This is a genomic window from Aestuariibius violaceus (assembly GCF_040779325.2).
Lineage (GTDB): Bacteria > Pseudomonadota > Alphaproteobacteria > Rhodobacterales > Rhodobacteraceae > Aestuariibius > Aestuariibius violaceus.
Map to the genome: position 1 here is coordinate 149,586 of NZ_JBFONT020000001.1, position 23,110 is coordinate 172,695.

The following is a 23,110-nucleotide window of genomic DNA, read 5'->3' on the forward strand; positions in this document are numbered from 1 at the left end:
CGATGCCGCCCAATGTCCGGGATCAGAGCCCTTCCACTTTTGAAACGACGGTTTCAAACCGCTTGCCTTCGATCATCCCAAGCCGAAGGCTACCCTCGCGCAGGACCACCCCACCCCGCAGGAGCACCCCAAGATGACGGATCCCCGCCAGACCCCTACGGCCATGCCGCTCAACACCCTTGGGCGTGGCGGCCCGATCGTCTCGGAATTCGCCCTCGGCACGATGACCTTCGGCACCGAAACGGACGAGGCCGAGGCCTTTCGCCAGCTCGATCTCTTCGTGGATCACGGCGGCACCCTGATCGACACCGCCGACGGCTACAGCGCAGGGGCCTCCGAAGAGATCATCGGCCGCTGGGGCGCGAAACGCGGCGGCATGGACGACCTGATCATCGCGACCAAGTGCCGGTTCCGCCCGCCTCCGGGCAGCCACGGCGCCTCCCGCCGCTCCGTCCTCCGCTCGGCCGAGGCCAGCCTGCGCCGCCTGCAGATCGAGGCGATCGACCTCTACTTCATCCACGGCTGGGACAAGGACACGCCCGTCCTCGAAACCCTCCGCGCGCTCGGCGATCTTGTCCACGCGGGCAAGGTCCACAATATCGGCTGGTCCAACGTCTCCGCCTGGCAACTCCAGCAGATCCTCGCCATCGCCGATGCGCACGGCCTGCCGAAACCCGTCGCCCTGCAACCGCAATACAACCTCCTCGAGCGCGGCATTGAGCTTGAGGTCCTGCCCTGCTGCCTCGACAACGGCCTCTCGCTGACCCCCTGGTCCCCCCTCGGTGGCGGCTGGCTGACCGGCAAATACACCGCGAAGGCGCCCCCCAGCGGAGCCACCCGCCTCGGCGAGGACCCGAACCGCGGGGTCGAGGCCTACGACATCCGCAACACCGACAGAACCCACGCGATCCTCGACGTGCTGACGGCGATCGCCGACAAGCACGCCCGCCCGCCGTCCCACATCGCCCTCGCCTGGCTCCGCTCCCGCCCGGCCGTCGGCGCCATACTCCTCGGCGCCCGAACCACCGCGCAACTGAAGGACAACCTTGCCGCCATCGACCTGACGCTCGATCCGGCAGATCTGAACGCCCTCACCAAGGCCTCCGCCCTCGGAACCCTGCCCTATCCCTACAACTTCCTCCAAGACTGGTGCGGAATGGACTTTTGGAGGCGGTTCGGGACCTGAGCCCATTCCGCAGCTCCGCTATCACTTCGGCCGCGACCGCTCGCGCGCCTCGATCGCCCGCAGCATCCGGTAGGCATTGCGCTTGATCCGCTGGTCGGTCCGCACAAGGTTTTCCCCTGCCCGCACCACACTCGACATCTCGGGATACAGAAACCCCGACTTCGGACGGCCATAGGAGTCGAAGACCACAAGCCGATCCAGATCCCGATCCGAAAGCTCGGGGTTCATAAGCATCTTGAAGTAATCCGACCCTTCCGCCCCGTTGACCGTGATGACCGCCCCCGAGGCAGCGTCCCGAAGCCAACCGGAGAGGTCCTGAAGATGCCCCTGGCACACCAGATGCGCTGCCAGCTTGCGGTAAGCTCTCTGCTCCTCCAAGCCCGTTCCTACGACGACGGCGCGCTTCAGAAGAAACTTAGCACGCCGAACATCCGCCTCAGACAAAGGCGATTGCTGCAAACGCCGGATAAGATGCCGCTTGGTGTAACCAGAGCGAAAAAGCATCACGTCCGCTTCCAGAAACACCAGTGCAAATTCGATCAGATCCCGCCGCGGCTCAGGCCAGCCCGGCTGGGCGATGTCTGTTGCGATCCACATCAGGCTTTCCGCCCGTCCAACCGGCTGCGTCACGACCGCACCGGCCCAGCGGTAGTCCTTGGATCCCGCTCCCAGCGCCTCGGCCCACGGCCGATAGCTGCACGGCCTGTCCCCAGGCGAGACATTTGGCAACGCCTGTTTGATGATCTCCGTCCAGAGCTCGACGATCTCGGGGATCAACCGTGCTGCCCGCGCGCCCCTGTCCTCCTCGATCGCCGCGGCTTTCCTCGCATTGATCTTCCGCCAATCAGCCTTGGAGTACGGTTTCCTCATCTCGCTGCCAGCCCTTCTGACCCACTATCCTATAACGTCATCCCAGCCACCGGACAGCAAAGCATCCGAGCCTGCCCTTACCTCCCAGCGCAAACACAAGCCAACAGCCAACCCCCTTCCCCAACCCTTTCCCGTGTGTCAACATAAGTTGACACATGCGGAGTCGCCCATGGCGCAGACCGTCAGCCTCAGCTTCTTTCGGTTCGGGCCGCTCTCTGCGCGGCTCTGGGCGCTCGGGATGATGGGGGCGGCCCGCCTCTCCCTGCCGAAGATCCCGGATATCGGCTTCTGGAAGCTCTGCGGCTCCGGGATCGGCGAAGGGTTCACGCCCGTGCCCAACACCGCCGTCTACGCCATCCTCGCCACCTGGCCGGATGAGGCCACCGCCCGCGACCGGATCGCGACGCATCCGCTTTTCCACCGCTACCGCCGCCGGGCGTTCGAACACTGGACCGTCTTCCTCTCCACCCAATCCGTCCGCGGCCAGTGGTCTGGCCAGACCCCGTTCAAACCCGCGGGCCTCCCGCCCGACCGGCCGCGCCCCGGATCGATGCCCGACAAGCCGACCGACCCTGCGCCCGAGCCGGGCAAAGGCCCCGTCGCCGCGCTCACCCGGGCCACGATCAAGCCCCGCATCCTCACCCGCTTCTGGGGCCGTGTCCCCGATATCTCCGCCATGATCGGCGCCGATCCCAACGTCGCCTTCAAGATCGGGATCGGCGAGGTGCCGTGGCTGCACCAGGTCACCTTCTCGATCTGGCCCGACACCGCCACCATGGCCGCCTTCGCCCGCACCGGGCCCCATGCCGCCGCCATCCGCGCCGTCCGCGACGAAGGCTGGTTCCGCGAAGAACTCTACGCCCGCTTCGCAATCCTCTCCGACACCGGGACATGGAACGGCTCCTCCCCCCTCGAAAGGCTCCGCTCATGAGACAGCCCTACCCCTTCTCCGCCATCGTCGGCCAGGAAGAGATGAAGCGCGCCCTCATCCTCACCGCGATCGACCCGTCGCTGGGCGGCGTGCTGGTCTTCGGCGACCGCGGCACCGGAAAATCCACCGCCGTCCGCGCTCTGGCCGCCCTCCTGCCGCCCATCAAGGCGGTCGACGGCTGCCCCGTCCACTCCGCCCGCGAGGCCGAGATCCCCGACTGGGCCGAGGTGAAGTCGCGCAAGGTCACGACCCGGCCCACCCCCGTGGTCGACCTGCCCCTCGGCGTGACCGAGGACCGCGTGACCGGCGCGCTTGACATCGAACGCGCGCTGACGCTCGGCGAAAAGGCGTTCCAGCCCGGCCTCCTCGCCCAGGCCAATCGCGGCTATCTCTATATCGACGAGGTCAACCTGCTCGAGGACCACATCGTTGACCTCCTCCTCGATGTCGCGCAATCGGGCGAGAACGTGGTGGAACGTGATGGCCTCTCGATCCGCCACGCCGCCCGCTTCGTGCTGGTCGGCTCCGGCAACCCGGAGGAGGGCGAGTTGCGCCCCCAGCTCCTCGACCGCTTCGGCCTCTCGGTCGAGGTCGCCTCGCCCACCGATATCGACGCACGGGTCGAGGTCATCCGCCGCCGCGACGCCTTCGACACCGACCACGCCGCCTTCATGCTGCGCTGGCAGGCCGAGGATGCGGCGATCCGCGACCGCATCGAAACCGCGCGCAAGACGCTCCGCGACCTGACGCCCTCCGAGGACACCCTGCGCGACGTCGCCGAGCTGTGCCTCGCCCTCGGCTCCGACGGCCTGAGGGGAGAGCTCACGCTTCTCAAGGCCGCCCGCGCCTTCGCCGCCTGGCGCGACGACACGGCGATCGCCCGTACCCACATCCGCACCGTCGCCCCGATGGCGCTCCGCCACCGCCTCCGCCGCGACCCGCTGGACGAGGCGGGCAGCACGACACGGGTCGAGAGGGTGGTGGAAGATGTATTGGGGTGAGGCGCGCCCGGAAAATCCTCCCGTGGAGGATTTTCAGCGCCGAACGGGCGGAGCCCCAAGCCGTCCCGGAAACGCTCCAGTGGACGGCTTCCGGCGCGAACGAGCGGAGCTTCCCGGGCCAGGCAATCAGCCGATTTATCATCCTGAGACGCGCTTAGCCCAAGAGTTCCGCCCGGCGGCAACGCCGGGCAGCGCCCGACCCGCCCCCCACGGGGCGGGCGCTTTTGCAACGGTGCAACCTAGCTCAGCAGTCAGGATCGCTCCAAACGAGCATCATAGTCCCGAGCCGCCCCGTCGGGTCGAGCGCTCCCCTACTCCTGCAGCTCAGCCGGACAGAGAGCTCGTTCTGCACAGAGGCATACTCAGCCCCCAACCATCCACGCCTGCCCTCCGATCAAACGTCCCGCCCGGCGTTTACGCCGGGCAACGCCCGACCGCTCGGGGCGCTTTCGCCGCGCCACTGGCGCGACGGTCACCCCGAACCCCACGGGACGGGCGCTTCTGCAACGGCGCAAGCAGCACATTCGTTGGGAAGAGAGGGTGTGGTGGTGCCAAGCACGACCCCGCCCCGTCGGGTCGGGCGCTGCCCTCATCGCGTCGCACAGAGAGACGCAAGGCGGGGCCTAGCCCATGACCCCCGCCACCGACCTCTCCCTCGCCCTCGACCTCCTCGCCCTCGATCCCAAGGGCCTCGGCGGCCTCCACCTGATTGCCCGCCCCGGCCCGGCCCGCGACGCAGCCGAAGCGGCCATCCAAACCCGCTTCCCCAGTATCCGCCGCCTCCTGCCCGAGGCTGACGACACCGCGCTATTCGGCGGTCTCGACCTGTCCCAGACCCTCGCCACCGGCACCATCGCGCACAGCGCGGGGCTCCTCGCATCCGCGCCCGCCCTCCTCCTCCCGGGCGCCGAGCGCCTCACCCCCGGCCGCGCCGTGCGCATCGCCCAGCGCCTCGATACCGACGACGCCCCGCTTCTCATCGCCATCGACGAAAGCCTGCCCGACGAGGACGGACCGCCCTCGGCCCTCACCGACCGGCTCGCCTTCCGTATCGACCTCACCGACACCCGTCTGGACCCGCTCCCCGACCCGGCCAAGCCCCCCAAGGCCAACCAACCAAAGATCCCGCCCGAGGCGATCACCACCCTGTCCCAGCTCTGTCTCGACCTCGGGATCGACAGCCTCCGCGCGCCGCTCTTCGCGCTCCGCACGGCCCGCGCCCTCGCCATGTCGCAAGGCCGTCCGGAAATCGACGAAGACGATCTGGCCGAGGCCATCCGCCTGACCCTCACCCACCGGATCACGCGCCTGCCCGAGCCACCACAACCTGAACCGGAACAGGACCAGCAGGACCCGACGCCCCCCAGCGACAGCACCCCGCTCGACCTCCCGCAGGAGCTCTTGCTCGAGGCCATCCGCGCGACGCTCCCGCCCGACCTGCTCGCCCGCCTGCAATCCCCCAAGACCAAGCGCGCCAAGGGCACCGGTTCCGGCGCGCGCAGCAAAGGCAACCGCCGCGGCCGTCCGCTGCCCCCGCGCCGGGGCCGTCCCGACGGCCGCTCCCGGATCGACGTCACCGCCACCCTCACCGCCGCCGCCCCGTGGCAAAAGCTCCGCCCCGGTGACGGGCTCCAGATCCGCCCCTCGGACCTCCGCCTCAAACGCTACGAGTCGAAATCCGACCGCCTCCTCCTCTTCGCCGTCGACGCCTCCGGCTCCGCCGCGCTGGCCCGCCTGGCCGAGGCGAAAGGCGCCATCGAACTGCTCCTGGGCGAGGCCTATGCCCGCCGCGACCACGTCGCCCTGATCGCCTTCCGCCGCGACACCGCCGAGCTCCTGCTGCCCCCCACACGGTCGCTCGTCCAGACCAAGCGCCGCCTCGCCGCGCTCCCCGGTGGCGGCGGCACGCCGCTGGCCTCAGGCCTCGAGGCCGCCCTCACGCTCGCCAGACAAACCAAGGGCCGCGGCCTCACCCCCAGCCTGATCCTGCTGACCGACGGTCGCGCGAACATCGCCCTCGACGGCACCGCCGACCGCACCCAAGCGGCCGAGGATGCCCAGCGCCTGGCCCGCGCCTGCCGGGCAGACGGCCTCGACGCCCTCGTCATCGACACCGGCAACCGCCCGGAACCCGCGCTCAAGACGCTCGCGCAGATGATGGACGCGCCCTACCTGCCGCTGCCCCGCGCTGACGCGAAACGCCTGTCCGACGCGATCACCAGCGCGATGGACAGCTGAATGCGCTGGCCCAAGGACGCGACCGACTGGCCGCTCACCGACCATTCCCGCATCGTCCAAAGCCCGCCCCACCGCTGGCACGTGCAAGAGGCGGGCACAGGCCCCCTCCTCCTCCTGCTCCACGGCGCGGGCGGCGCGACCCAAAGCTGGCGCAATCTCTTCCCGCTGCTGGCCGAAACCCACCGCGTCGTCGCCATTGACCTGCCGGGCCAGGGCTTCACCCAGCTCGGCGCGCGCCAACGCTGCGGGCTCCCCCCCATGGCGCAAGACATCGCCACGCTCTGCGCCCATGAAGGGTGGGAACCTGCGGCCTATATCGGCCACTCCGCCGGGGCCGTCCTTGCCCTGCAACTGACGCTCCTTAACCCCGAGGCCAGGGTGATCGGCATCAACGCCGCCCTCGGCAAGTTCGACGGCGTCGCGGGCTGGCTCTTCCCCGCGATGGCCAAGATGCTGGCGCTCACCCCCTTCGTCCCCGACCTTTTCGCCGCAACCGCAGGCACACCCGGCACCGTCCGCCGCCTGATCGAAGGCACCGGGTCGCAGATCGGCGACACCGGCATCGCCCTCTACAAGCGCCTCATCACCGACCGCGACCATGTCGACGCGACGCTCGCCATGATGTCCCAGTGGGAGCTTGACGATCTCCTCGCAGCCCTCCCCAGCCACCCGGCCCACGTCACCCTGATCGCGGGCGCCAACGACCGTACCGTGCCGCCGGCCATCTCGGAACGTGCCGCGGCCCAGCTGCCGCACGCCACGCTCCACATCCTCGAACATCTCGGCCACCTCGCGCATGAGGAAGACGCCGCGACCATCGCCAAACTTATCCGCGACGCCCTAGCGCCTGACCCTGCGGCCCCTACCTAAGGGTCATCCGCAGCGCAGGAGCCGCAAATGCCCCACTGGCCCGACATCCCCTATCCCCGTTTCGCCGAGACCGGCAAAGCGCTTCATATGTGGAGCCAGATCGTCGGCAAGCTCCGCATCCGCCTCACGCCGTGGCTCAACCATTCCTGGCACGCGACCTTCTACGTCAACGGCCGCGGCCTCACGTCCTCGCTGATGCACGGAGAGACCAAGAGCTTCGAAACCCAGTTCGACTTCCGCGACCACGCGCTCCATATCGACTGCACCGACGGATCCCGCCGCACGATCGCACTCAAGACCATGTCCGTCGCCGATTTCCACGCACAGTTCCTCGCGGCCTTGGGTAGCCTCGGCGCCCCGACAAACCTGCACCACGCCCCGAACGAAATCCCCGATCCCGTCCCGTTCAAGGACCAGACCGACACGCTCACCTACGACCCCGACGCCGCCCACGACTTCTGGCAGGCCCTCGTCGCCATCGACGCCGTCTTCGGCGAATTCCGCACCGGGTTCCTCGGCAAATCCACCCTGCCGCATCTCTTCTGGGGCAGCTTCGACTTCGCCGTCACCCGCTTCTCCGGCCGCCCCGCGCCCACCCATCCCGGCGGCTTCCCCGCGCTGCCGGACGAGATCACGCGCGAGGCCTATTCGCACGAGGTTCACTCCGCCGGGTTCTGGCCCGGCGGCAACGGCGCGGACGAGGCGATGTTCTACGCCTACGCCTATCCCACCCCCGACGGCTTCGCCGACGCCACGGTCGCCCCCGACGCCGCGTTCTTCGATCAGAACCTCGGTGAATTCCTCCTTCCCTACGACGCCGTCCGGACGGCCTCGAGCCCCCGCGAAACGCTCCTCGCCTTCCTGCAATCGACCTATGACGCCGCCGCCGATCTGGGCAAATGGGACCGCGCCGCGCTCGACTGTTCCCTCGGCAGCCCGGGCGCGCCGCGGCCAGTGACAAACTGATCCGAACCGTCTAGTCGGGCGCCATGCCCGCCTCGACCAAACCGCCCCGTGCCTGGCAACGAATGCTCTCCGGCCGCCGCCTCGACCTCCTCGACCCAACGCCGGTGGACATCGAGATCGAAGATATCGCCCACGGCCTCGCCTTCGTCGCCCGCTGGAACGGCCAGACCCACGGCGATCACCCTTATTCCGTGGCCGAACACTCCTTGCTGGTCGAGGCGCTCTACCGGCGCCTCTACCCCGCGATCCCGGCCAAATGGCAGCTCGCCGCGCTGCTTCACGACGCGCCGGAATACGTGATCGGCGACATGATCTCGCCGGTCAAAGCCGCCGTCGGCCCCGATTACGGCGCGCTCGACGACCGGCTGACGGCCGCGATACACATCCGCTTCGGCCTGCCCGCGAAATTGCCCCAGCAGATCAAGCGCGGCATCAAGCGGGCCGACCGCATCTCCGCCTGGCTCGAGGCCACCCAGATCGCGGGCTTCACCGCGCGCGAGGCCGACAAGTTCTTCGGCAAGCCCGACCCGAAACATATCGAGGGCCTCTCCATCGTCCTCCGCCCCCCGGCCGAGGTCCGCGCCGCCTATACAGACCGGCACGAAAAGCTGCTTGCGGCCTGCTAGTCTCCAGGCCATCTCGCGCAACATCGTCCACCTGTCAGGCCCGGCGGCACCGCCGGGCCGCGCCCGACCCTCCCCCCGGGAGGGCGCATGGCGATGTCATTCGCAGCTCGCCCGACATGGATGCTTTGGGGCGACCGCGTCGACCATATCGGGGTTGCGCCCACCCAGGGTCGGGCGCGGCCCTCACCGCCCAGTTCCCGCGAAAGAATGGCCCGCTGAACCCATCAGCACCGTCTGGCGCCCCACGCGACCCCACGCTACCGTCCCCCCAAATCACCCAGACGAGCCGCTCCATGACCGATCTCACTGTCCGCCCGATGCAAGCCGAAGACCTCCCCGCGCTCCTCGATCTCTTCAACCATACCGTCCGCCTCGGCGGCACCACCGCCCACGAGGACGAGATGGACGAGGCCGAGTTCCGTGCCCACTATTTCGAAGATCCCGACATCGCCTACACAGTCCTCCAAGGCGACCGCCCCGTCGGTTTCCAGGCGCTCTTCCAGCGCGAACCCGGCCTCTACTCCATCGGCAGCTTCACCGACCAGCGCGACCCCGTCCGCGGTGCCGGTGCCGCCCTTTTCGCCGCCACACGCGACGCCGCGAAAGAGGCCGGCGGCCACACCATCCTGGCTCAGATCCGCGCCGACAACGTCCCGGGCCTTGCCTATTATTCCAAGATGGGTTTCGCGGATACCGACCTCCTCCCCGCCATGCCGCTGAAGGACGGCACCCCGATGGATCGCGTCGTCAAGACCCTTCCGCTGACATGACCTTCGCCGACCGGATGGTCAGGCTCTACGACGATGTCACCGTGGCCCGCCCCGATCTGCGCTGCGTCGGCCCGGGGCCGCTGACCTCGCCGCCAACCTGATATTTCCGGGAAGATATAAGCCCGGACCTATGGATCCGTGCGACCCATAAGCGAAGACCGATGCGTTGGCCCCCTCTGGATGCTCACAAGATGGCCGGTACCCCTGCAAAACAAGGCCGTCCGCAGAATCCCGCCCGGAAGCGATGTCCGACAATAAGCTGACGGAAAGCCGACCAAATGCCGACAGGCCGATTTACCGTGGAGACCGCTTCGCCAGGATCCGCTGCAGCGTCCGCCTGTGCATGTTCAACCGCCGCGCCGTCTCCGACACGTTCCGGTCGCACAGCTCATAGACCCGCTGGATATGCTCCCACCGCACCCGGTCGGCACTCATCGGATTTTCCGGCGGCGGCGGCAGCTCTCCCCCCGGCGCCAGCAGCGCATTCATGACGTCGGAGGCATCGGCAGGCTTTGCCAGATAATCCGTGGCCCCCATCTTGACGGCAGCCACCGCAGTCGTGATGGCGCCATACCCGGTCAGCACAACGACGCGACTGTCCGGCCGCCGGTCACGCAAAGTTTCCACCACGTCCAGGCCGTTTCCGTCGCCCAAACGCAAATCCACCACGGCATAGGCCGGGGGCCGCGCGGTCGATACCGCCTTTCCGGCGGCGACGCTTTCCGCGGTTTCCACCTCGAACCCGCGCTTTTCCATCGCCTTTGCCAGGCGTTTCACAAACGGCTCGTCATCGTCGACGAGCAGCAGGGACCTGTCTTCCCCGATCTCTGCAAGCTCAACCATCTCAGAACCTCATACATCTGTTTTCTGAGCAACATTTAGGCCGCACTGTCCCTCCGTCCACCTCTGGCACCATGTCGCATTCTCGTGAGCCCGCCCTATGGTTATCACGTCAAATCGTCGCAAAAGAACCGAATGATCCCATGAGCGCAGCACTCGACCTCCCCAGTGGCGGCCTGCCAGCAAGATGGATCCGCCTCCACACCCTGATCATCCTGCGCTGGTTCGCGATCGGCGGACAAATGGCAGCGATATTAGTGGCTTGGGGGCTCTACGACCTCGATATCCATATCGGGCTCTGCCTCGCGGCCGTGGGTCTCGGCGCTGTGGCGAACCTCGCCGTCATGGTTGTTTATCCCGACAACAAACGCCTGTCGGGGCGCGAGGCGGTGTCGCTCCTGCTTTTCGATATCGTGCAACTGGCGATCCTGCTTTTCCTCACCGGCGGCCTGCACAATCCGTTCGCCGTCCTGATGCTCGCCCCCGTGACCATCGCCGCAACCTTCTTGCGGTTGCGCCAGACGATCCTCCTCGGCCTCGTCGCGATCTTGCTCCTGACCCTTGTCGCGCAGATCAATCTGCCCATCGTAAGGGCAAATGGTGCGCCTCTCGAAATCCCGCCGCTCTCTGTCTTCGGCTTCTGGCTGGCCCTCGTGATCGGCGTTGTTTTCCTTGGCCTTTATGCCCACCGCATCACCTCCGAGATGCGCAACATGTCCGAGGCGCTGACCGCCACCCAGCTGGCCCTCGCCCGCGAACAGAAGCTCACCGATCTGGGCGGTGTCGTCGCTGCGGCCGCCCACGAACTCGGCACACCGCTCGCCACGATCAAACTCGTCAGCTCCGAACTGATTGAAGAGCTTGAGGATCGTCCCGACCTCAAGGAGGACGCCGCCCTGATCCGCCAGCAGGCCGACCGTTGCCGCGACATCCTGCGGTCCATGGGGCGGGCCGGAAAGGACGATCTGCACCTGCACCGCGCCCCCCTGGAAACTGTGGTGCGCGAAGCGGCGGAACCTCACCTGAGCCGCGGGAAATCCGTCTGGATCGCCGCCTGGTCCGACAATGACGAGGCGCGCCAGCCGACCATCGAAAGGCGGCCAGAGATCATCCACGGCCTGCGCAACCTGATTCAGAACGCGGTCGATTTCGCCGCCGAGGCGGTCCGCATCGAGGTTGTCTGGGACGCATCTCAGATCACCATCCGGATCAGCGATGACGGCACGGGCTTTCCCTCTCAGGTACTGTCGCGGATCGGCGACCCTTTCGTCGGGCGGCGGCGGACCGGCGCGCGTCCGGGATATGACGGAATGGGGCTGGGCCTGTTCATCGCCAAGACGCTGCTGGAACGCTCGGGCGCCACGCTGCATTTCGCAAACTCAACCAAGGGTGACGGCCTCGGCGGCGCGGAAGTCGACGTCGCCTGGCCCCGCGAAAAGATTGAAGCATTGTCCGACGGCGTCGACGATGCCCTTGGAGAAAACCGGCTAATCGTTGCCTAACCGCACCAACCATTTAAGGCTTTTCGGTTAACGTCTGTTTAACCATATTCCCGGACTGTGACTCGCCAGATACAACCATGCCGTGTCTGACGGGAGTGCCGAAATGCTTGATCTCACACCGCTCACCATCGGGCTGACGATCGCTGGCGCGTCTTTTTTCAGTCTTTGCCTGGTTATCGCGGTGCTCGTCATCGACAAACGGCGCATGCCCCGGATCGGCACCATCAAGCGGCCGCCCCCCGACGCAATCGTGCTTCTGTTCGATGGCGACGCCCTCGCCGACGCCACCCCCCAGGCCCGCGCGCTCCTCGGACCACCCCGCGCCGGCCGCAGCGATCTTGACCGGTTTCTTGAAGCGATGGCGGGGCATTTCCCCGGGCTCCGCGACGCACTCAGCGATCTCGATACCTCGAACCGCGTCCGCGTCGACTGCACCGACCGCGCGCTGTCCAGTGGGATCCTTGCCGAAAACTGCCGCGGCACACTCCGGATTGAGGTGCTGCCAGAGAGTCATACCGCCACCGACATGTCGCTCCAGCATGCAACCGCACAGAAAGAGGTCGAAATCCTGCGCGGTATCGCCGAAGACGCCCCGCAGCTCATCTGGAAGGAAGACAAGCGCGGCAACATTACCTGGGCCAACGCGTCCTATCTCGATATCGCAGACCGTCTGGATGGACACCTGGGCGCCTGGCCGCCGCCTCGCCTCTTCAAGGCGCTGTCCGCCATCGGCACGGCCAGTGCCGTGTCTCGCAAGCGTCTGTCTGTCGACCTGCCGGACGGGGGCGACCCGCTCTGGTTTGACGTCGTGGCGCTTGATCGTGGATCGGAGGTGCTGTTCGTCGCCGAAGATGCAGGCCCACTTGTCAAGGCCGAGACGGCGCAACAGAATTTCATCCAGACCCTTTCCAAGACATTCGCCCACCTGCCCACGGGCCTTGCCGTCTTCGACAGGAACCGTCGGCTGGTGCTCTTCAACCCGGCGCTCCACGACCTTACCGGGCTGCCGGTTAGTTTCCTCGCGACCCGCCCTTCGCTTCACGGCTTTCTCGACCGGCTGCGCGAGGCGCGCGTCCTGCCGGAGCCCAAGGATTACAAAAGCTGGCGTGAGGCTGTGACCTCCATGGAACACGCCGCAAGCTCGGGTACTTACGAGGAAAACTGGACCCTGCCCGAAGGCCAGACCTACAAGGTCACCGGCCGACCCCATCCAGACGGCGCGGTCGCCTTCCTGATCGAGGATATCTCCGCCGATATCTCGCTCACCCGGCGTTTCCGCTCGCAGATCGACATGGGGCAGTCCGTCATCGACGCCCAGCGGGATGCGATCGCCGTCTTCTCTCCGACCGGCGTGATGACGCTCTCCAACAGCGCCTTTGCCGAGCTCTGGGATATCGCCGACAGCGAAACGGTGGCTGAGGTCACGGCGATCGAGGCAACCCGTGACATGCAGATCCGCTGCCTGCCGACACCGGCTTGGGGAGACCTGCGGGATTTCGTCGGGACTTTCGGTGAGCGCAGCGAATGGACCGCCCCGATCCATCTGAAAGACGGCCGCATTTTCGAGCTTCGCTGCTCTCCCATCGCGGGCGGGGCGACGCTGTGCACCTTCGAACGGCTCGGCATCGAAGGCACCGCGCTGCCCCACGCGCCATCGCTGGATACCGTCGCGGCACATGCGTGATTGATCTTGCGGGGCAGGCGCGCAAGCGTATGCTCCCACCATGTCTTGGTGTTCTCCCCCCCGGTTCCTACCCGATGATGCGGCCACGACCGATCTGGCCCGCCGCGTCGCCCCCGTTTTGAAGGCGGGGGATACGCTCTGCCTCGACGGGCCGCTCGGCGCCGGAAAGACCCATTTTGCCCGCGCCGCCATCCGCGCCCGGCTTGCGCAGGACGAGGATATTCCCTCGCCCACCTTCACGCTGGTTCAAACCTACGAAGGGCGGGACGGGACCGAGATCTGGCATTGCGACCTCTACCGCCTGTCCGGCCCGGACGAGGTGCTGGAGCTCGGGTTGGAGGACGCGATGGAAGACGCGATCTGCCTTATCGAATGGCCCGACCGGCTGGGCGACATGGCCCCGGCCGACGCCCTGACGCTCCACCTCGCGATGGCGGGTGACGGGCGCGAGGCGCAGTTCCAATCCCAGAACGACACCTGGAAAGGGCGCCTTGCCGATGCCCTTGGATGACCTCGACCCCGATCTTGCCGAGTTCCTGACCCGCGCAGGCTGGACCGCCGCCCGGTCGCAGCGCATCGCGGGCGACGCCTCGCGCCGGTCCTACGTCCGGGTTGTCCGTGGCGACGGGCGCACCGCGCTGCTGATGGATGCCCGCGCCGAGGATCCGGCGCAACTGCGCAGCTTCCTCGATGTCGCGGCCTATCTCCGCTCTGCTGGCCTGTCACCGCCGGAAATCTACGAAAGCGACACGGATCACGCCTTTCTTCTCATCGAGGATTTCGGCGATGCCCTCTTCGCACGCGAAATCGCAGCGGCCCCGGATCAGGAGGGGGCCCTCTACGGCATCGCGCTCGACGTGCTCCTCCACCTACGCGCCCAGCCCCCTATGCCCGGCCGCGCCACTTTTGATCCCGACAGCGCCGCCGGCATCTGTGACGTCGCCGTCGATTGGGCCGGTGGGCCCAAGGCGGCAGTGCTGCGAGACGACGTTCTCAGCGCCGTCCGCATCGCGCTCTCCACTCACGCGCCCGAAGCCTCCGTCGCCGCCCTGCGCGATTTCCACGTGGAGAACATCGTCCTCCGCCCCGGTCAAACCGGCCTGGCTCGTGCCGGCCTCCTCGACTTCCAGGACGCGGTCATCGCGCATCCGCTCTATGATTTCGTCTCGCTCATCACAGACATCCGCCGTGACGTCTCGCCCGCCGTGCGCGTGGCCCTCGCTCACCGCCTCAGCCGCGAAACCGGCACTCCGCCTGAGGCGCTCTCGGCCGCGATCGCCGCCCTCTCGCTCCAGCGCAATCTGCGGATCCTCGGTGTCTTTCACCGCCTCGCCCAGCGCGATGGCCGCACCGGCTATCTGCGCTTCCTGCCGCGCCTCCACGCCCGCCTACGCGACGCACTTGCCGACCCGGCGCTGGCCGAGATCGCCGCGCCGATCCATGCCGCCTTCCCCGCGATCAAGGAGGCGCAAAAGTGACCAAACCCCGCTCTGCCATGGTCTTCGCCGCAGGCTTCGGCACGCGGATGGGGGCGCTGACCGAACATAGCCCCAAGGCCATGATCGAGGTCGCCGGCCGTCCCCTGATCGACCACGCGATCGACCCGATCCTCTCTGCCGAAATCCCCAACGTCATCGCCAATCTGCACTACCGCCCCGATGTCCTGCGTCTGCACCTGGAGGGACGCGGGATCACGACGATCACCGAACACCCGGAGATCCTCGAAACCGGGGGCGGGCTGCTCAACGCCCTGCCACTCCTCGGCCCCGATCCCGTCCTGACGATGAATTCCGATGCGGTCTGGCACGGCCCCAACCCGATCGGCCCCCTGTGCAGCGCCTGGGATCCTGACCAGATGGACGCGCTCCTTCTCCTCGTCCCGCGCGACCGGGCGCATGGCCATGCGGGCAAGGGCAGCTTCACGCTCGACACTGAGAACCGCATCTCCTGGCACCCGGACCTCGTCTATACCGGCCTGCAGATCCTCCGGACCGACACGCTCGCCGCCGTTGGCAAATCCGCCTTCTCCCTGCGCGAAGTCTGGCAGCCGATGATCGAGGCCGGGCGCGTCCATGGGCTGATTTATGACGGCCACTGGTGCGATGTCGGCCGCCCTGCGGGCATTGCCGAGGCCGAGGCGATGCTGGCCGCCGGGTGATGTTCCCCCCGCAAGAGGGCCCGCGCGTCTTCGGCCTGCCACCGGGCGTCGATTTCCCGGTCGAGCTGATCGCGGGCCTCCGCCACCGGCTGAGTGGCCAAAGGCCAGACGCGATGGGCCGCGTCGAGCTGATCGTGAACACCCGGCGGATGCAGCGGCGCCTGCGCGAGTGCTTCGATGCCGGGCCTGCGGGGTTACTCCCCCGTATTCGCCTGCTCACGGACATCGCCGATGATCCCGCGCTTGGGATGCCGCCGCCCGCCCCCGGCGGCCTGAAACGGCGGCTCGAGGTCGCGCGCCTGGTCTCCACGCTGATCGAACAGGAACCAGACCTCGCCGGGCGCCAGCGCGTGTTTGATCTTGCAGACAGCCTCGTTGCGCTGATCGACGAGATGCGCGGCGAAGGGGTCGGCGCCGACGATATCGTGGCGGTCGATGTCAGCGACGCCTCCGGCCATTGGGAGAGGGCGCTGAAATTCGTTCGCATCACCGAGAGGTTCCTCGGCGAAACCTCCGACGCACCCGACCCCGAAACCCGCCTGCGCAAGGCGACGGAGACCCTTGTCGCGCGGTGGCAGACTGCCCCGCCGCGCCACCCGGTCATCCTCGCGGGTTCCACCGGGTCGCGCAGTACGACGGCGCTCCTGATGCGCGCGGTCGCCCATCTGCCGCAGGGTGCGCTGGTCCTGCCCGGCGTCGATTTCGACATGCCCGCCCGAGTCTGGGACCGGCTGGGCGACGCGCTGACGGCAGAGGATCATCCGCAATACCGCTTCCGCCGCCTCGCCGACGATCTGGGGCTTGATCCGGCCGCGATCTCCCGCTGGACCGCCGCCGAACCTCCGTCGCCACCGCGCAACGCGCTCGTCTCGCTTGCGCTGCGCCCGGCCCCCGTCACCGACGACTGGATCGCCGATGGCCAAAACCTGACCGATCTCGAGGGCGCGACCGCCGCGATGACCCTGATCGAGGCCCCGACCCCAAGGATCGAGGCCGCCGCCATCGCGCTCCGTCTCCGCAAGGCGGCAGAGACCGGCCAGACCGCCGCGCTCATCACTCCCGACCGGACCCTCGCCCGTCAGGTCACCGCCGCGCTCGACCGCTGGCGGATCACCCCGGACGACAGCGCGGGCGAGCCCCTGCACCTGACCGCCCCCGGCCGCTTCCTGCGCCACGTCGCCGAGGCAATGGCGGGTGCCCTGGATGCCGAGGCGCTGCTGACGCTCCTCAAACACCCGCTCGCCAATAGCGGCGGGGAGGGACGCGGCGACCACCTGCGCCTGACCCGGGATCTTGAACTGCACCTCCGCCGCAAGGGCCTCACCGTCCCCCGCGCCGCCGACATCACCGCTTGGGCATCGGACGATACTGCGCGGGCAGCCTGGGCAGGCTGGGTCATCGGGATCGCCGATCACCTGCCCGAGAACCGGCCGCACCCGCTGGCTGATCTGGTGACGATCCACCGACGCCTCGCCGACGACATCACCGCCGGCCCGAGCGGGGATGGCGCCACGCTCTGGACCGGCGAGGCCGGCGAGGCTGCCGCCGCGCTCCATGCCGAACTGGCCGAAAGCGCCCCCCATGGCGGCCCGGTTCGCCCCGCCGACTTCGCCGAGCTGCTCACCGCGATCCTCTCGCGCGCCAATGTCCGCCGCACCATCGAGCCCCATCCGCAGATCCGCATCTGGGGCACGCTCGAGGCGCGGGTGCAGGGATGCGATCTGGTCATCCTCGGCGGGCTCAACGACGGCACCTGGCCCGAACGCCCGGCCCCCGACCCCTGGTTCAACCGCGCCATGCGCCTCCAGGCCGGGCTCCTCCTGCCCGAGCGGCGGATCGGTCTTTCGGCCCATGATTTCCAGCAGGCGATCTGCGCGCCCGAGGTCTGGCTCAGCCGCTCGCTCCGGTCGGACGACGCCGAAACCGTGCCCTCCCGCTGGCTGAACCGCCTGACGAACTTGCTCGATGGCCTCCACGACCAGAACGGCCCAGACGCGCTCAAGGCAATGCGCAGCCGCGGCCGCACCTATGTCGGTTGGGCCGAGGCGCTCGACCGCCCCGCGAAACGCATCCACCTGGCGCCGCGCCCCTCCCCCCAGCCACCGGTCGACCTCAGGCCCCGCAAGCTCTCGGTCACCCGTATCCGCGACCTGATCCGCGACCCCTACGCGATCTACGCCCGCTCCATCCTGCGGCTCAGGCCGCTCGACCCGCTCAGCGCCCGCCCCGACGCGCTGCTGCGCGGGATCGTCCTGCACGAGATCCTGCACCAGTTCATCGCCCGCTGGCCCTACGCGAGCGACGACGACGCCCGCAAAGCGCTGACCGACCTCGCCGGCCAGATCCTCGCCGATCACGTCCCCGGCGAAGCGACGCGAGCCCTCTGGCACGCGACACTCGACCGAACGGCGGAAGCCTTCATCGACAGCGAACATGCGCGCCAGGCTCGCGGCACGCCCGCCCTTCTCGAAAAGACCGGCCAGGCGACGATCCCCGGCCTGAACGTCACCCTTACCGCCAAGGCCGACCGCATCGACCGGACCGGGGCGGGCGCGGCGATCCTCTACGACTACAAGTCCGGCACCCCCCCGACGAAGGCCCAGCAGAAGGTCTTCGACAAGCAGCTCCTCCTCGAAGCCGCAATCCTCCAACAGGGCGGCTTCCCCGGCTTTCCGGCGGGCGCGGTGATCGCGCGCGCCGACTACATCAGCCTGCGTGACCCCGCCAAGGTGCATCCCGCGCCCCTGAACGAGGAACCGCCCGACAAGACGTGGGACGGCTTCTGCCAGCTCATGGCCCGCTGGGCCGATCGCGACCGCGGCTACACCGCCCGCCTCGCCATGGAGCAGGAGAGTGCGGTCAGCGATTACGACCACCTCTCGCGCTTCGGCGAATGGGACCTGTCGGACCGCGCCAAAGGGGATAGGGTCGGATGAGCGTCGATGAAGCGACCCGCCGCCAGCAGCAGGCCGCCGACCCCGAACGGTCGACCTGGCTCGCCGCGAATGCAGGCTCCGGCAAGACGCGCGTCTTGACCGACCGGGTCGCGCGGCTCCTCCTCGGCGGGGTCGACCCGCAGAAGATCCTTTGCCTCACCTACACCAAGGCCGCGGCGAGCGAGATGCAGAACCGCCTGTTCCGCCGCCTCGGCGAGTGGGCGATGATGGCGCCCGAGGACCTACGGCAGAACCTGTCCGATCTCGGCGTCACCGGCCCTGTCTCCGCTACCCGGATCGCAGAGGCCCGCCGGCTCTTCGCCCGCGCGATCGAAACGCCCGGCGGCCTGAAGATCCAGACGATTCACTCCTTCTGCGCAACGCTTCTGCGCCGCTTCCCGCTTGAAGCGGGCGTCAGCCCCGGCTTCGTCGAGATGGACGACCGCAGCGCCCAGCAGCTCCGTGCCGACGTCCTCGATCGGATCGCCGCGGACGCGCCGGAGACCCTGCAGGACTTCGCCCGCCACCACGCGACCATCGACCTCGACAAGCTGCTCGCCGACATCGCCCGCCAGCGCGACCTGTTCCTGCCGCCCCGCAACGAGACAGAGCTTCGCGCAGCGCTGGGCCTTATGCCGGGCGAGAATGAAGCAAGTCTCTTGGCACAGACCGTTGCGCCGGGCGATGCCGGTCTCATCGCCGATCTGGTGGCGGTTTGCGCCGCCGGAAGCGCGAACGACCAGAAGGTCGCCACAAAGCTCTCGGCAATCGCTGCGAGGGGCGAAATCGCCTATCCCGATCTGGCGGACCTCGAGGATGTGTTTCTCTATGGCGAGACCGCCGCGAATCCCTTTGGGCCGAAGAGTGGCACAATCCCGACCAAGGCGACCCTGAAGGCCGCGCCGCACTTCACGGGAGCGGCCGACCTCGATCATCTCATGGAACGGGTGGCGGCAGGCCGGGATCGGCGCCTCGCCCTGCTGGCCTTCCAAAGCGCCCGCGCGCTGCACCATTTCGCGCAGGATTTTCTGCCTGCGCTTGACCGGGCCAAGGAAATCCGCGGCTGGCTCGACTTCGACGATCTGATCCGCAAGGCGCGCCAGTTGCTGACCGATCCCGCCGTCGCGCAATGGGTGCTCTTCCGTCTCGACGGCGGGATCGACCATATCCTGGTGGATGAGGCCCAGGACACCAGTCCGGACCAGTGGGAGGTGATCCGCGACCTTGCGCAGGAGTTCACCGCAGGCGCCGGGGCGCGGCCCGGCATCCGCCGGACGATCTTTGTCGTCGGCGATCTGAAGCAATCGATCTACTCCTTCCAAGGCGCCGATCCGGCGGAGTTCGAGCGTCTGAAGGCGCACTTCGCCGAACGGCTCGACGCCACAGGCGACCCCCTGGCGATCTCCTCGCTCGACTACTCGTTCCGGTCCGCCGCGCCGATCCTGCGCCTCGTTGATGAGGTGTTCCGCGACCGCCCCGGCGTGGGCGACGCGGTTCTGCACCGTCCCTTCCGGCCCGATCTGCCCGGGCGCGTCGACCTCTGGCCGATGATCGAACGGGAACAGGCCGAAGAAAGCGGCGACTGGACCGATCCCGTCGACCGCATCCAGCCGGGCGACCCCAAGGTCCGGCTGGCCCGCGAGATTGCCAGCGAAATCAAGCGGATGACCGAAGAGGAGACGATCCCGGTCTCGCGGAACGGCACCGTCCTGCGGCGGCCTGTCGATGCGGGGGACATCCTCGTCCTTGTCCAGCGGCGCGGGCCGCTCTTTTCCGAGATCATCCGCGCTTGCAAGGCGCAGGGGATCGAGGTCGCGGGCGCGGACCGCCTGAAGGTGATCGAGGAACTGGCGGTGAAGGATATCCTCGCCGTGCTCGCCTTCCTCGCCCTGCCAGAGGATGATCTGGCGCTGGCCAGCGCGCTCAAATCGCCGCTTTTCGGGTGGGACGAGGGCGCCCTGTTCACCCTCGCCCAGCCGCGCCCCGAAGGTCAGCATCTCTGGCAGGCGCTCCGCGACCAGCGAGACCATCACCCCGAAACCCTTGAGATCCTTGACGATCTGCGCGCCCAATCCGATTTCCTGCGCCCCTACGAGCTGATCGAACGCCTGCTGACCCGCCATGACGGCCGCGAGAGGTTGCTGGCCCGGCTGGGGGAGGAGGCCGAGGATGCGATCGACGCCCTCCTCGGCCTCGCCATCGATTACGAGCGCACCTCGGTGCCGAGCCTCACCGGTTTCCTCGAATGGATCCGCGGCGACGAGATCGAGATCAAGCGCGAACTGGGCGCCGCCCGCGGCAAGCTGCGCGTGATGACGGTTCATGGCGCCAAGGGGCTCGAGGCGCCGATCGTCGTCCTGCCCGATACCGCGCCGCGAAAACCACCCGATCCGCCAAGGATTTACGATACAAACGGCCTTGGTCTGCCGGCATTGAACAAAGCCCAGCGGCCGCCTGTGCTGGCGTCCGTCGCGGACGCCCACGTGGCCCGGTTGGAGGCGGAACGGAACCGCCTGCTCTATGTCGCGATGACCCGGGCCGAAAGCTGGCTCATCTGCTGCGGCGCGGCCCCGGCGAAGGACAGCAAAAACGAGGGGTGGCACGACGCGATCCGGGCAGGGCTGGATCACACGGGCGCTTATCGCCATGCCTTCCCGACCGGCGACGGGCTGCGCCTGTCTCATCTCGAGTGGGACGGGCCGGTTGCCGAGACTTCTAAGTCGCAGAAACAAAAGGACAGTCCGATCCCGTTGGCCCTCCTGACCCCGCCACCGCGCGCGGAGCGCCCGGCGCCGACCCTCTCGCCCTCCGCCCTCGGCGGGCTGAAGACGCTGCCCGGGGAAGCCGCGGGCGCCGACCCGGAAGCGGCCCGGCTTCACGGGGTGCTCGTCCACCGGCTGCTGGAGACCCTGCCGGATGCTGCGGAGGAGGATCACCCCGCGATCATCAACGCGCTTGCCGCAGAAGTTGGCGACGAAGTGCCCTTGGCACCCGCGCTGCAAGAGGCGCGGGCGATCCTCCACCACCCAGATTTCCAATCCCTTTTTGCCCCGGGCACCCTCAGCGAGGTCGCCATCAGCGCCGCGCTCGACGCGCTCGACGGGCAGCGGATTCACGGCACGATCGACCGGCTGATGGTCACCGACACCCGGGTTCTCGCCGTCGATTACAAGACCAATCGCGTTGCCCCAGACGATCCGAAAGACACCCCGGACGGCATCCTGCGGCAGATGGGCGCCTATGAAGCGGCGCTGTCCGAGGTCTATCCTGACCACGAAATCCAGACCGCGATCCTGTGGACGGCCGGGCCGGAACTGATGCTTTTGCCACATGACCTTGTGTCCGGCGCGCTCACAACCGCGAGACCTGCTTGACCGGCGCCGCGCGCGTTCCTACGTTCCGCACCTGATCCAACCCACCTCCACCGAGGAGAGCCGATATGGCCACCCATGCTGTCACCGACGAGACCTTCGAGACCGAGGTCCGTCAGTCCGATATTCCTGTTGTTGTCGATTTCTGGGCGGAATGGTGCGGCCCCTGCAAGCAGATCGGGCCCGCGCTGGAAGAGCTGAGCCAGGAGATGGACGGCAAGGTCAAGATCGTGAAGGTCAACGTGGACGACAACCCGAATTCCCCCGCCCAGCTTGGGGTTAGGGGGATCCCGGCGCTGTTCATGTTCAAGGGCGGCGACGTGGTGTCGAACATGACGGGCGCCAAGCCGAAGGCGCAGCTGCAAAGCTGGATCGAAGAGTCGATCTGATCCCTGTCCCATAATCCGAATCGAGGGCGCCCTGCGGGGCGCCTTTTTTGTTAACCGGGTATGAGAGGGGCGGACGGCTGGTCTGACAGGCGCAACCCCGGGAAGACCCCGAATCGGCCATTAATCCAGGAAAATTTGGGCGCATCGGCGGGTCGGCATTCGGTCGGCATACCGTCGGCTTCCTGTCGGACATCACACCGGTGGATCGCCCGGTAACCGAGCGTTCTGCTGCGGTGCAGCGCAACAGCGGCGACAATGCTGAGAGCTGCGCCGTTTTGTTGATGGGACGTCGGGAGGACGGGCATCGCCTGCCTGGATGGGCCGCTCGCCGTAGCACGGAACGGGGTCCTTGCTGTATCGTGCAGGCGGAGAGCGAGAGCCCGCTGCCAAGGAGAGTTGCCGATGAGAATTGGTCCGGCTACGCCCGAGCTTCCGGTGCGAAGCGTAGAGGAGGCGCAGAGATACTATCGGGACCGGATGGGATTCCGGATCGGGTGGCATCAGGAGGACGGGCGGATCGGGGCCGTCTCGCGCGGGGATTGCGCGATCTTCTTTCGCGAGACTGATACCGAGATCCATCCCGGAACGTTCTGGGTCTTTGCGGAGGCGATCGATGACCTTTACCGCGCCCTCAACGATCTGGGGGCAGAGATCGTGGACCCGATCGAGGACAAGCCCTGGGGCCTGCGTCAGTTCACAGTCCGCGATCTTCATGGACATCTCTTCCATTACCATCTGGATCTTTGACGGCGCCGGTGGACACGGTACGGCC

At 67.7% G+C, this 23,110-nt stretch carries 19 protein-coding genes; 17 read left to right on the forward strand and 2 right to left on the reverse strand.

Translation table 11 applies throughout. The features are described from left to right. Window positions 1-133 precede the first annotated feature (133 nt). Window positions 134-1,186, forward strand: a complete 1,053-nt coding sequence (locus AADZ90_RS00770) for an aldo/keto reductase (RefSeq protein ID WP_367311379.1) — start codon at window positions 134-136, stop codon at window positions 1,184-1,186. Between the two features lie 21 nt (window positions 1,187-1,207). Here AADZ90_RS00770 and AADZ90_RS00775 read toward each other — a convergent pair whose 3' ends face one another. Next, window positions 1,208-2,056: a hypothetical protein gene (locus AADZ90_RS00775; protein ID WP_367311378.1), complete on the reverse strand. Its 849-nt coding sequence runs from the start codon at window positions 2,054-2,056 to the stop codon at window positions 1,208-1,210. Between the two features lie 169 nt (window positions 2,057-2,225). Between AADZ90_RS00775 and crtA the strand changes: the two genes are divergently transcribed. The 7 genes from crtA to AADZ90_RS00810 all read left to right on the forward strand — a co-directional run bounded on the left by crtA (window position 2,226) and on the right by AADZ90_RS00810 (window position 9,458). Beyond that, window positions 2,226-2,987, forward strand: coding sequence for a spheroidene monooxygenase (crtA, locus tag AADZ90_RS00780; protein ID WP_367311377.1), 762 nt, complete (start codon window positions 2,226-2,228; stop codon window positions 2,985-2,987). After that, complete coding sequence (bchI, locus tag AADZ90_RS00785; RefSeq protein ID WP_367311376.1) at window positions 2,984-3,988, forward strand: magnesium chelatase ATPase subunit I; 1,005 nt, start codon at window positions 2,984-2,986, stop codon at window positions 3,986-3,988. Before crtA ends, bchI begins: the two co-directional genes overlap by 4 nt. 630 nt (window positions 3,989-4,618) lie before the next feature. Then, the gene (locus AADZ90_RS00790; RefSeq protein ID WP_367311375.1) at window positions 4,619-6,226 is read left to right on the forward strand and encodes a magnesium chelatase subunit D; all 1,608 of its coding nucleotides are present in this window, start codon (window positions 4,619-4,621) and stop codon (window positions 6,224-6,226) included. After that, window positions 6,227-7,096 (forward strand): alpha/beta fold hydrolase BchO, encoded by an 870-nt coding sequence (gene bchO / locus AADZ90_RS00795; protein WP_367311374.1) that lies wholly within the window; start codon window positions 6,227-6,229, stop codon window positions 7,094-7,096. It begins immediately after the preceding gene. 27 nt (window positions 7,097-7,123) lie between these two features. Further along, on the forward strand, window positions 7,124-8,062 hold the full coding sequence (locus AADZ90_RS00800; protein WP_367311373.1) for a DUF5996 family protein: 939 nt from the start codon (window positions 7,124-7,126) through the stop codon (window positions 8,060-8,062). 23 nt (window positions 8,063-8,085) lie between these two features. Continuing rightward, window positions 8,086-8,688 (forward strand): HD domain-containing protein, encoded by a 603-nt coding sequence (locus tag AADZ90_RS00805; protein WP_367311372.1) that lies wholly within the window; start codon window positions 8,086-8,088, stop codon window positions 8,686-8,688. A gap of 293 nt (window positions 8,689-8,981) precedes the next feature. Continuing rightward, complete coding sequence (locus AADZ90_RS00810; RefSeq protein ID WP_367311371.1) at window positions 8,982-9,458, forward strand: GNAT family N-acetyltransferase; 477 nt, start codon at window positions 8,982-8,984, stop codon at window positions 9,456-9,458. Window positions 9,459-9,752: 294 nt separating this feature from the next. Here the strand turns inward: AADZ90_RS00810 and AADZ90_RS00815 are convergent, their stop codons facing one another. Further along, a complete protein-coding gene (locus tag AADZ90_RS00815; protein ID WP_367311370.1) occupies window positions 9,753-10,301 on the reverse strand; it encodes an ActR/PrrA/RegA family redox response regulator transcription factor in 549 nt (182 codons plus the stop codon). A 140-nt stretch (window positions 10,302-10,441) separates the two neighbouring features. Here AADZ90_RS00815 and regB point away from each other — a divergent pair, with 140 nt between their 5' ends. The 9 genes from regB to AADZ90_RS00860 all read left to right on the forward strand — a co-directional run bounded on the left by regB (window position 10,442) and on the right by AADZ90_RS00860 (window position 23,085). Beyond that, window positions 10,442-11,800, forward strand: coding sequence for a sensor histidine kinase RegB (gene regB / locus AADZ90_RS00820; RefSeq protein WP_367311369.1), 1,359 nt, complete (start codon window positions 10,442-10,444; stop codon window positions 11,798-11,800). Window positions 11,801-11,903: 103 nt separating this feature from the next. Further along, complete coding sequence (locus tag AADZ90_RS00825; protein ID WP_367311368.1) at window positions 11,904-13,484, forward strand: PAS-domain containing protein; 1,581 nt, start codon at window positions 11,904-11,906, stop codon at window positions 13,482-13,484. Window positions 13,485-13,524: 40 nt separating this feature from the next. Next, window positions 13,525-13,995 carry a tRNA (adenosine(37)-N6)-threonylcarbamoyltransferase complex ATPase subunit type 1 TsaE gene (gene tsaE / locus AADZ90_RS00830; protein WP_367311367.1) on the forward strand — a complete coding sequence of 157 codons (471 nt, stop codon included), beginning with the start codon at window positions 13,525-13,527 and terminating at the stop codon, window positions 13,993-13,995. Continuing rightward, the gene (locus tag AADZ90_RS00835) at window positions 13,982-14,962 is read left to right on the forward strand and encodes an aminoglycoside phosphotransferase family protein (protein WP_367311366.1); all 981 of its coding nucleotides are present in this window, start codon (window positions 13,982-13,984) and stop codon (window positions 14,960-14,962) included. The genes tsaE and AADZ90_RS00835 overlap by 14 nt, the downstream gene beginning before the upstream one ends. Next, window positions 14,959-15,642, forward strand: a complete 684-nt coding sequence (locus AADZ90_RS00840; RefSeq protein WP_367311365.1) for a nucleotidyltransferase family protein — start codon at window positions 14,959-14,961, stop codon at window positions 15,640-15,642. Before AADZ90_RS00835 ends, AADZ90_RS00840 begins: the two co-directional genes overlap by 4 nt. Continuing rightward, window positions 15,642-18,578: a double-strand break repair protein AddB gene (gene addB / locus AADZ90_RS00845; protein ID WP_367311364.1), complete on the forward strand. Its 2,937-nt coding sequence runs from the start codon at window positions 15,642-15,644 to the stop codon at window positions 18,576-18,578. Before AADZ90_RS00840 ends, addB begins: the two co-directional genes overlap by 1 nt. Next, complete coding sequence (addA, locus tag AADZ90_RS00850; RefSeq protein WP_367311363.1) at window positions 18,575-21,952, forward strand: double-strand break repair helicase AddA; 3,378 nt, start codon at window positions 18,575-18,577, stop codon at window positions 21,950-21,952. The genes addB and addA overlap by 4 nt, the downstream gene beginning before the upstream one ends. A gap of 65 nt (window positions 21,953-22,017) precedes the next feature. Then, the gene (gene trxA, locus AADZ90_RS00855) at window positions 22,018-22,338 is read left to right on the forward strand and encodes a thioredoxin (RefSeq protein WP_367311362.1); all 321 of its coding nucleotides are present in this window, start codon (window positions 22,018-22,020) and stop codon (window positions 22,336-22,338) included. Window positions 22,339-22,740: 402 nt separating this feature from the next. Continuing rightward, window positions 22,741-23,085, forward strand: coding sequence for a VOC family protein (locus tag AADZ90_RS00860; protein ID WP_367311361.1), 345 nt, complete (start codon window positions 22,741-22,743; stop codon window positions 23,083-23,085). Window positions 23,086-23,110: the final 25 nt, after the last annotated feature.

Coding starts and splice junctions, on each gene's coding strand:
- AADZ90_RS00770 (WP_367311379.1), top strand. CDS start 134: ATGACGGATCCCCGCCAGACCCCTACGGCCATGCCGCTCAACACCCTT.
- AADZ90_RS00775 (WP_367311378.1), bottom strand. CDS start 2,056: ATGAGGAAACCGTACTCCAAGGCTGATTGGCGGAAGATCAATGCGAGG.
- crtA (WP_367311377.1), top strand. CDS start 2,226: ATGGCGCAGACCGTCAGCCTCAGCTTCTTTCGGTTCGGGCCGCTCTCT.
- bchI (WP_367311376.1), top strand. CDS start 2,984: ATGAGACAGCCCTACCCCTTCTCCGCCATCGTCGGCCAGGAAGAGATG.
- AADZ90_RS00790 (WP_367311375.1), top strand. CDS start 4,619: ATGACCCCCGCCACCGACCTCTCCCTCGCCCTCGACCTCCTCGCCCTC.
- bchO (WP_367311374.1), top strand. CDS start 6,227: ATGCGCTGGCCCAAGGACGCGACCGACTGGCCGCTCACCGACCATTCC.
- AADZ90_RS00800 (WP_367311373.1), top strand. CDS start 7,124: ATGCCCCACTGGCCCGACATCCCCTATCCCCGTTTCGCCGAGACCGGC.
- AADZ90_RS00805 (WP_367311372.1), top strand. CDS start 8,086: ATGCCCGCCTCGACCAAACCGCCCCGTGCCTGGCAACGAATGCTCTCC.
- AADZ90_RS00810 (WP_367311371.1), top strand. CDS start 8,982: ATGACCGATCTCACTGTCCGCCCGATGCAAGCCGAAGACCTCCCCGCG.
- AADZ90_RS00815 (WP_367311370.1), bottom strand. CDS start 10,301: ATGGTTGAGCTTGCAGAGATCGGGGAAGACAGGTCCCTGCTGCTCGTC.
- regB (WP_367311369.1), top strand. CDS start 10,442: ATGAGCGCAGCACTCGACCTCCCCAGTGGCGGCCTGCCAGCAAGATGG.
- AADZ90_RS00825 (WP_367311368.1), top strand. CDS start 11,904: ATGCTTGATCTCACACCGCTCACCATCGGGCTGACGATCGCTGGCGCG.
- tsaE (WP_367311367.1), top strand. CDS start 13,525: ATGTCTTGGTGTTCTCCCCCCCGGTTCCTACCCGATGATGCGGCCACG.
- AADZ90_RS00835 (WP_367311366.1), top strand. CDS start 13,982: ATGCCCTTGGATGACCTCGACCCCGATCTTGCCGAGTTCCTGACCCGC.
- addB (WP_367311364.1), top strand. CDS start 15,642: ATGTTCCCCCCGCAAGAGGGCCCGCGCGTCTTCGGCCTGCCACCGGGC.
- addA (WP_367311363.1), top strand. CDS start 18,575: ATGAGCGTCGATGAAGCGACCCGCCGCCAGCAGCAGGCCGCCGACCCC.
- trxA (WP_367311362.1), top strand. CDS start 22,018: ATGGCCACCCATGCTGTCACCGACGAGACCTTCGAGACCGAGGTCCGT.
- AADZ90_RS00860 (WP_367311361.1), top strand. CDS start 22,741: ATGAGAATTGGTCCGGCTACGCCCGAGCTTCCGGTGCGAAGCGTAGAG.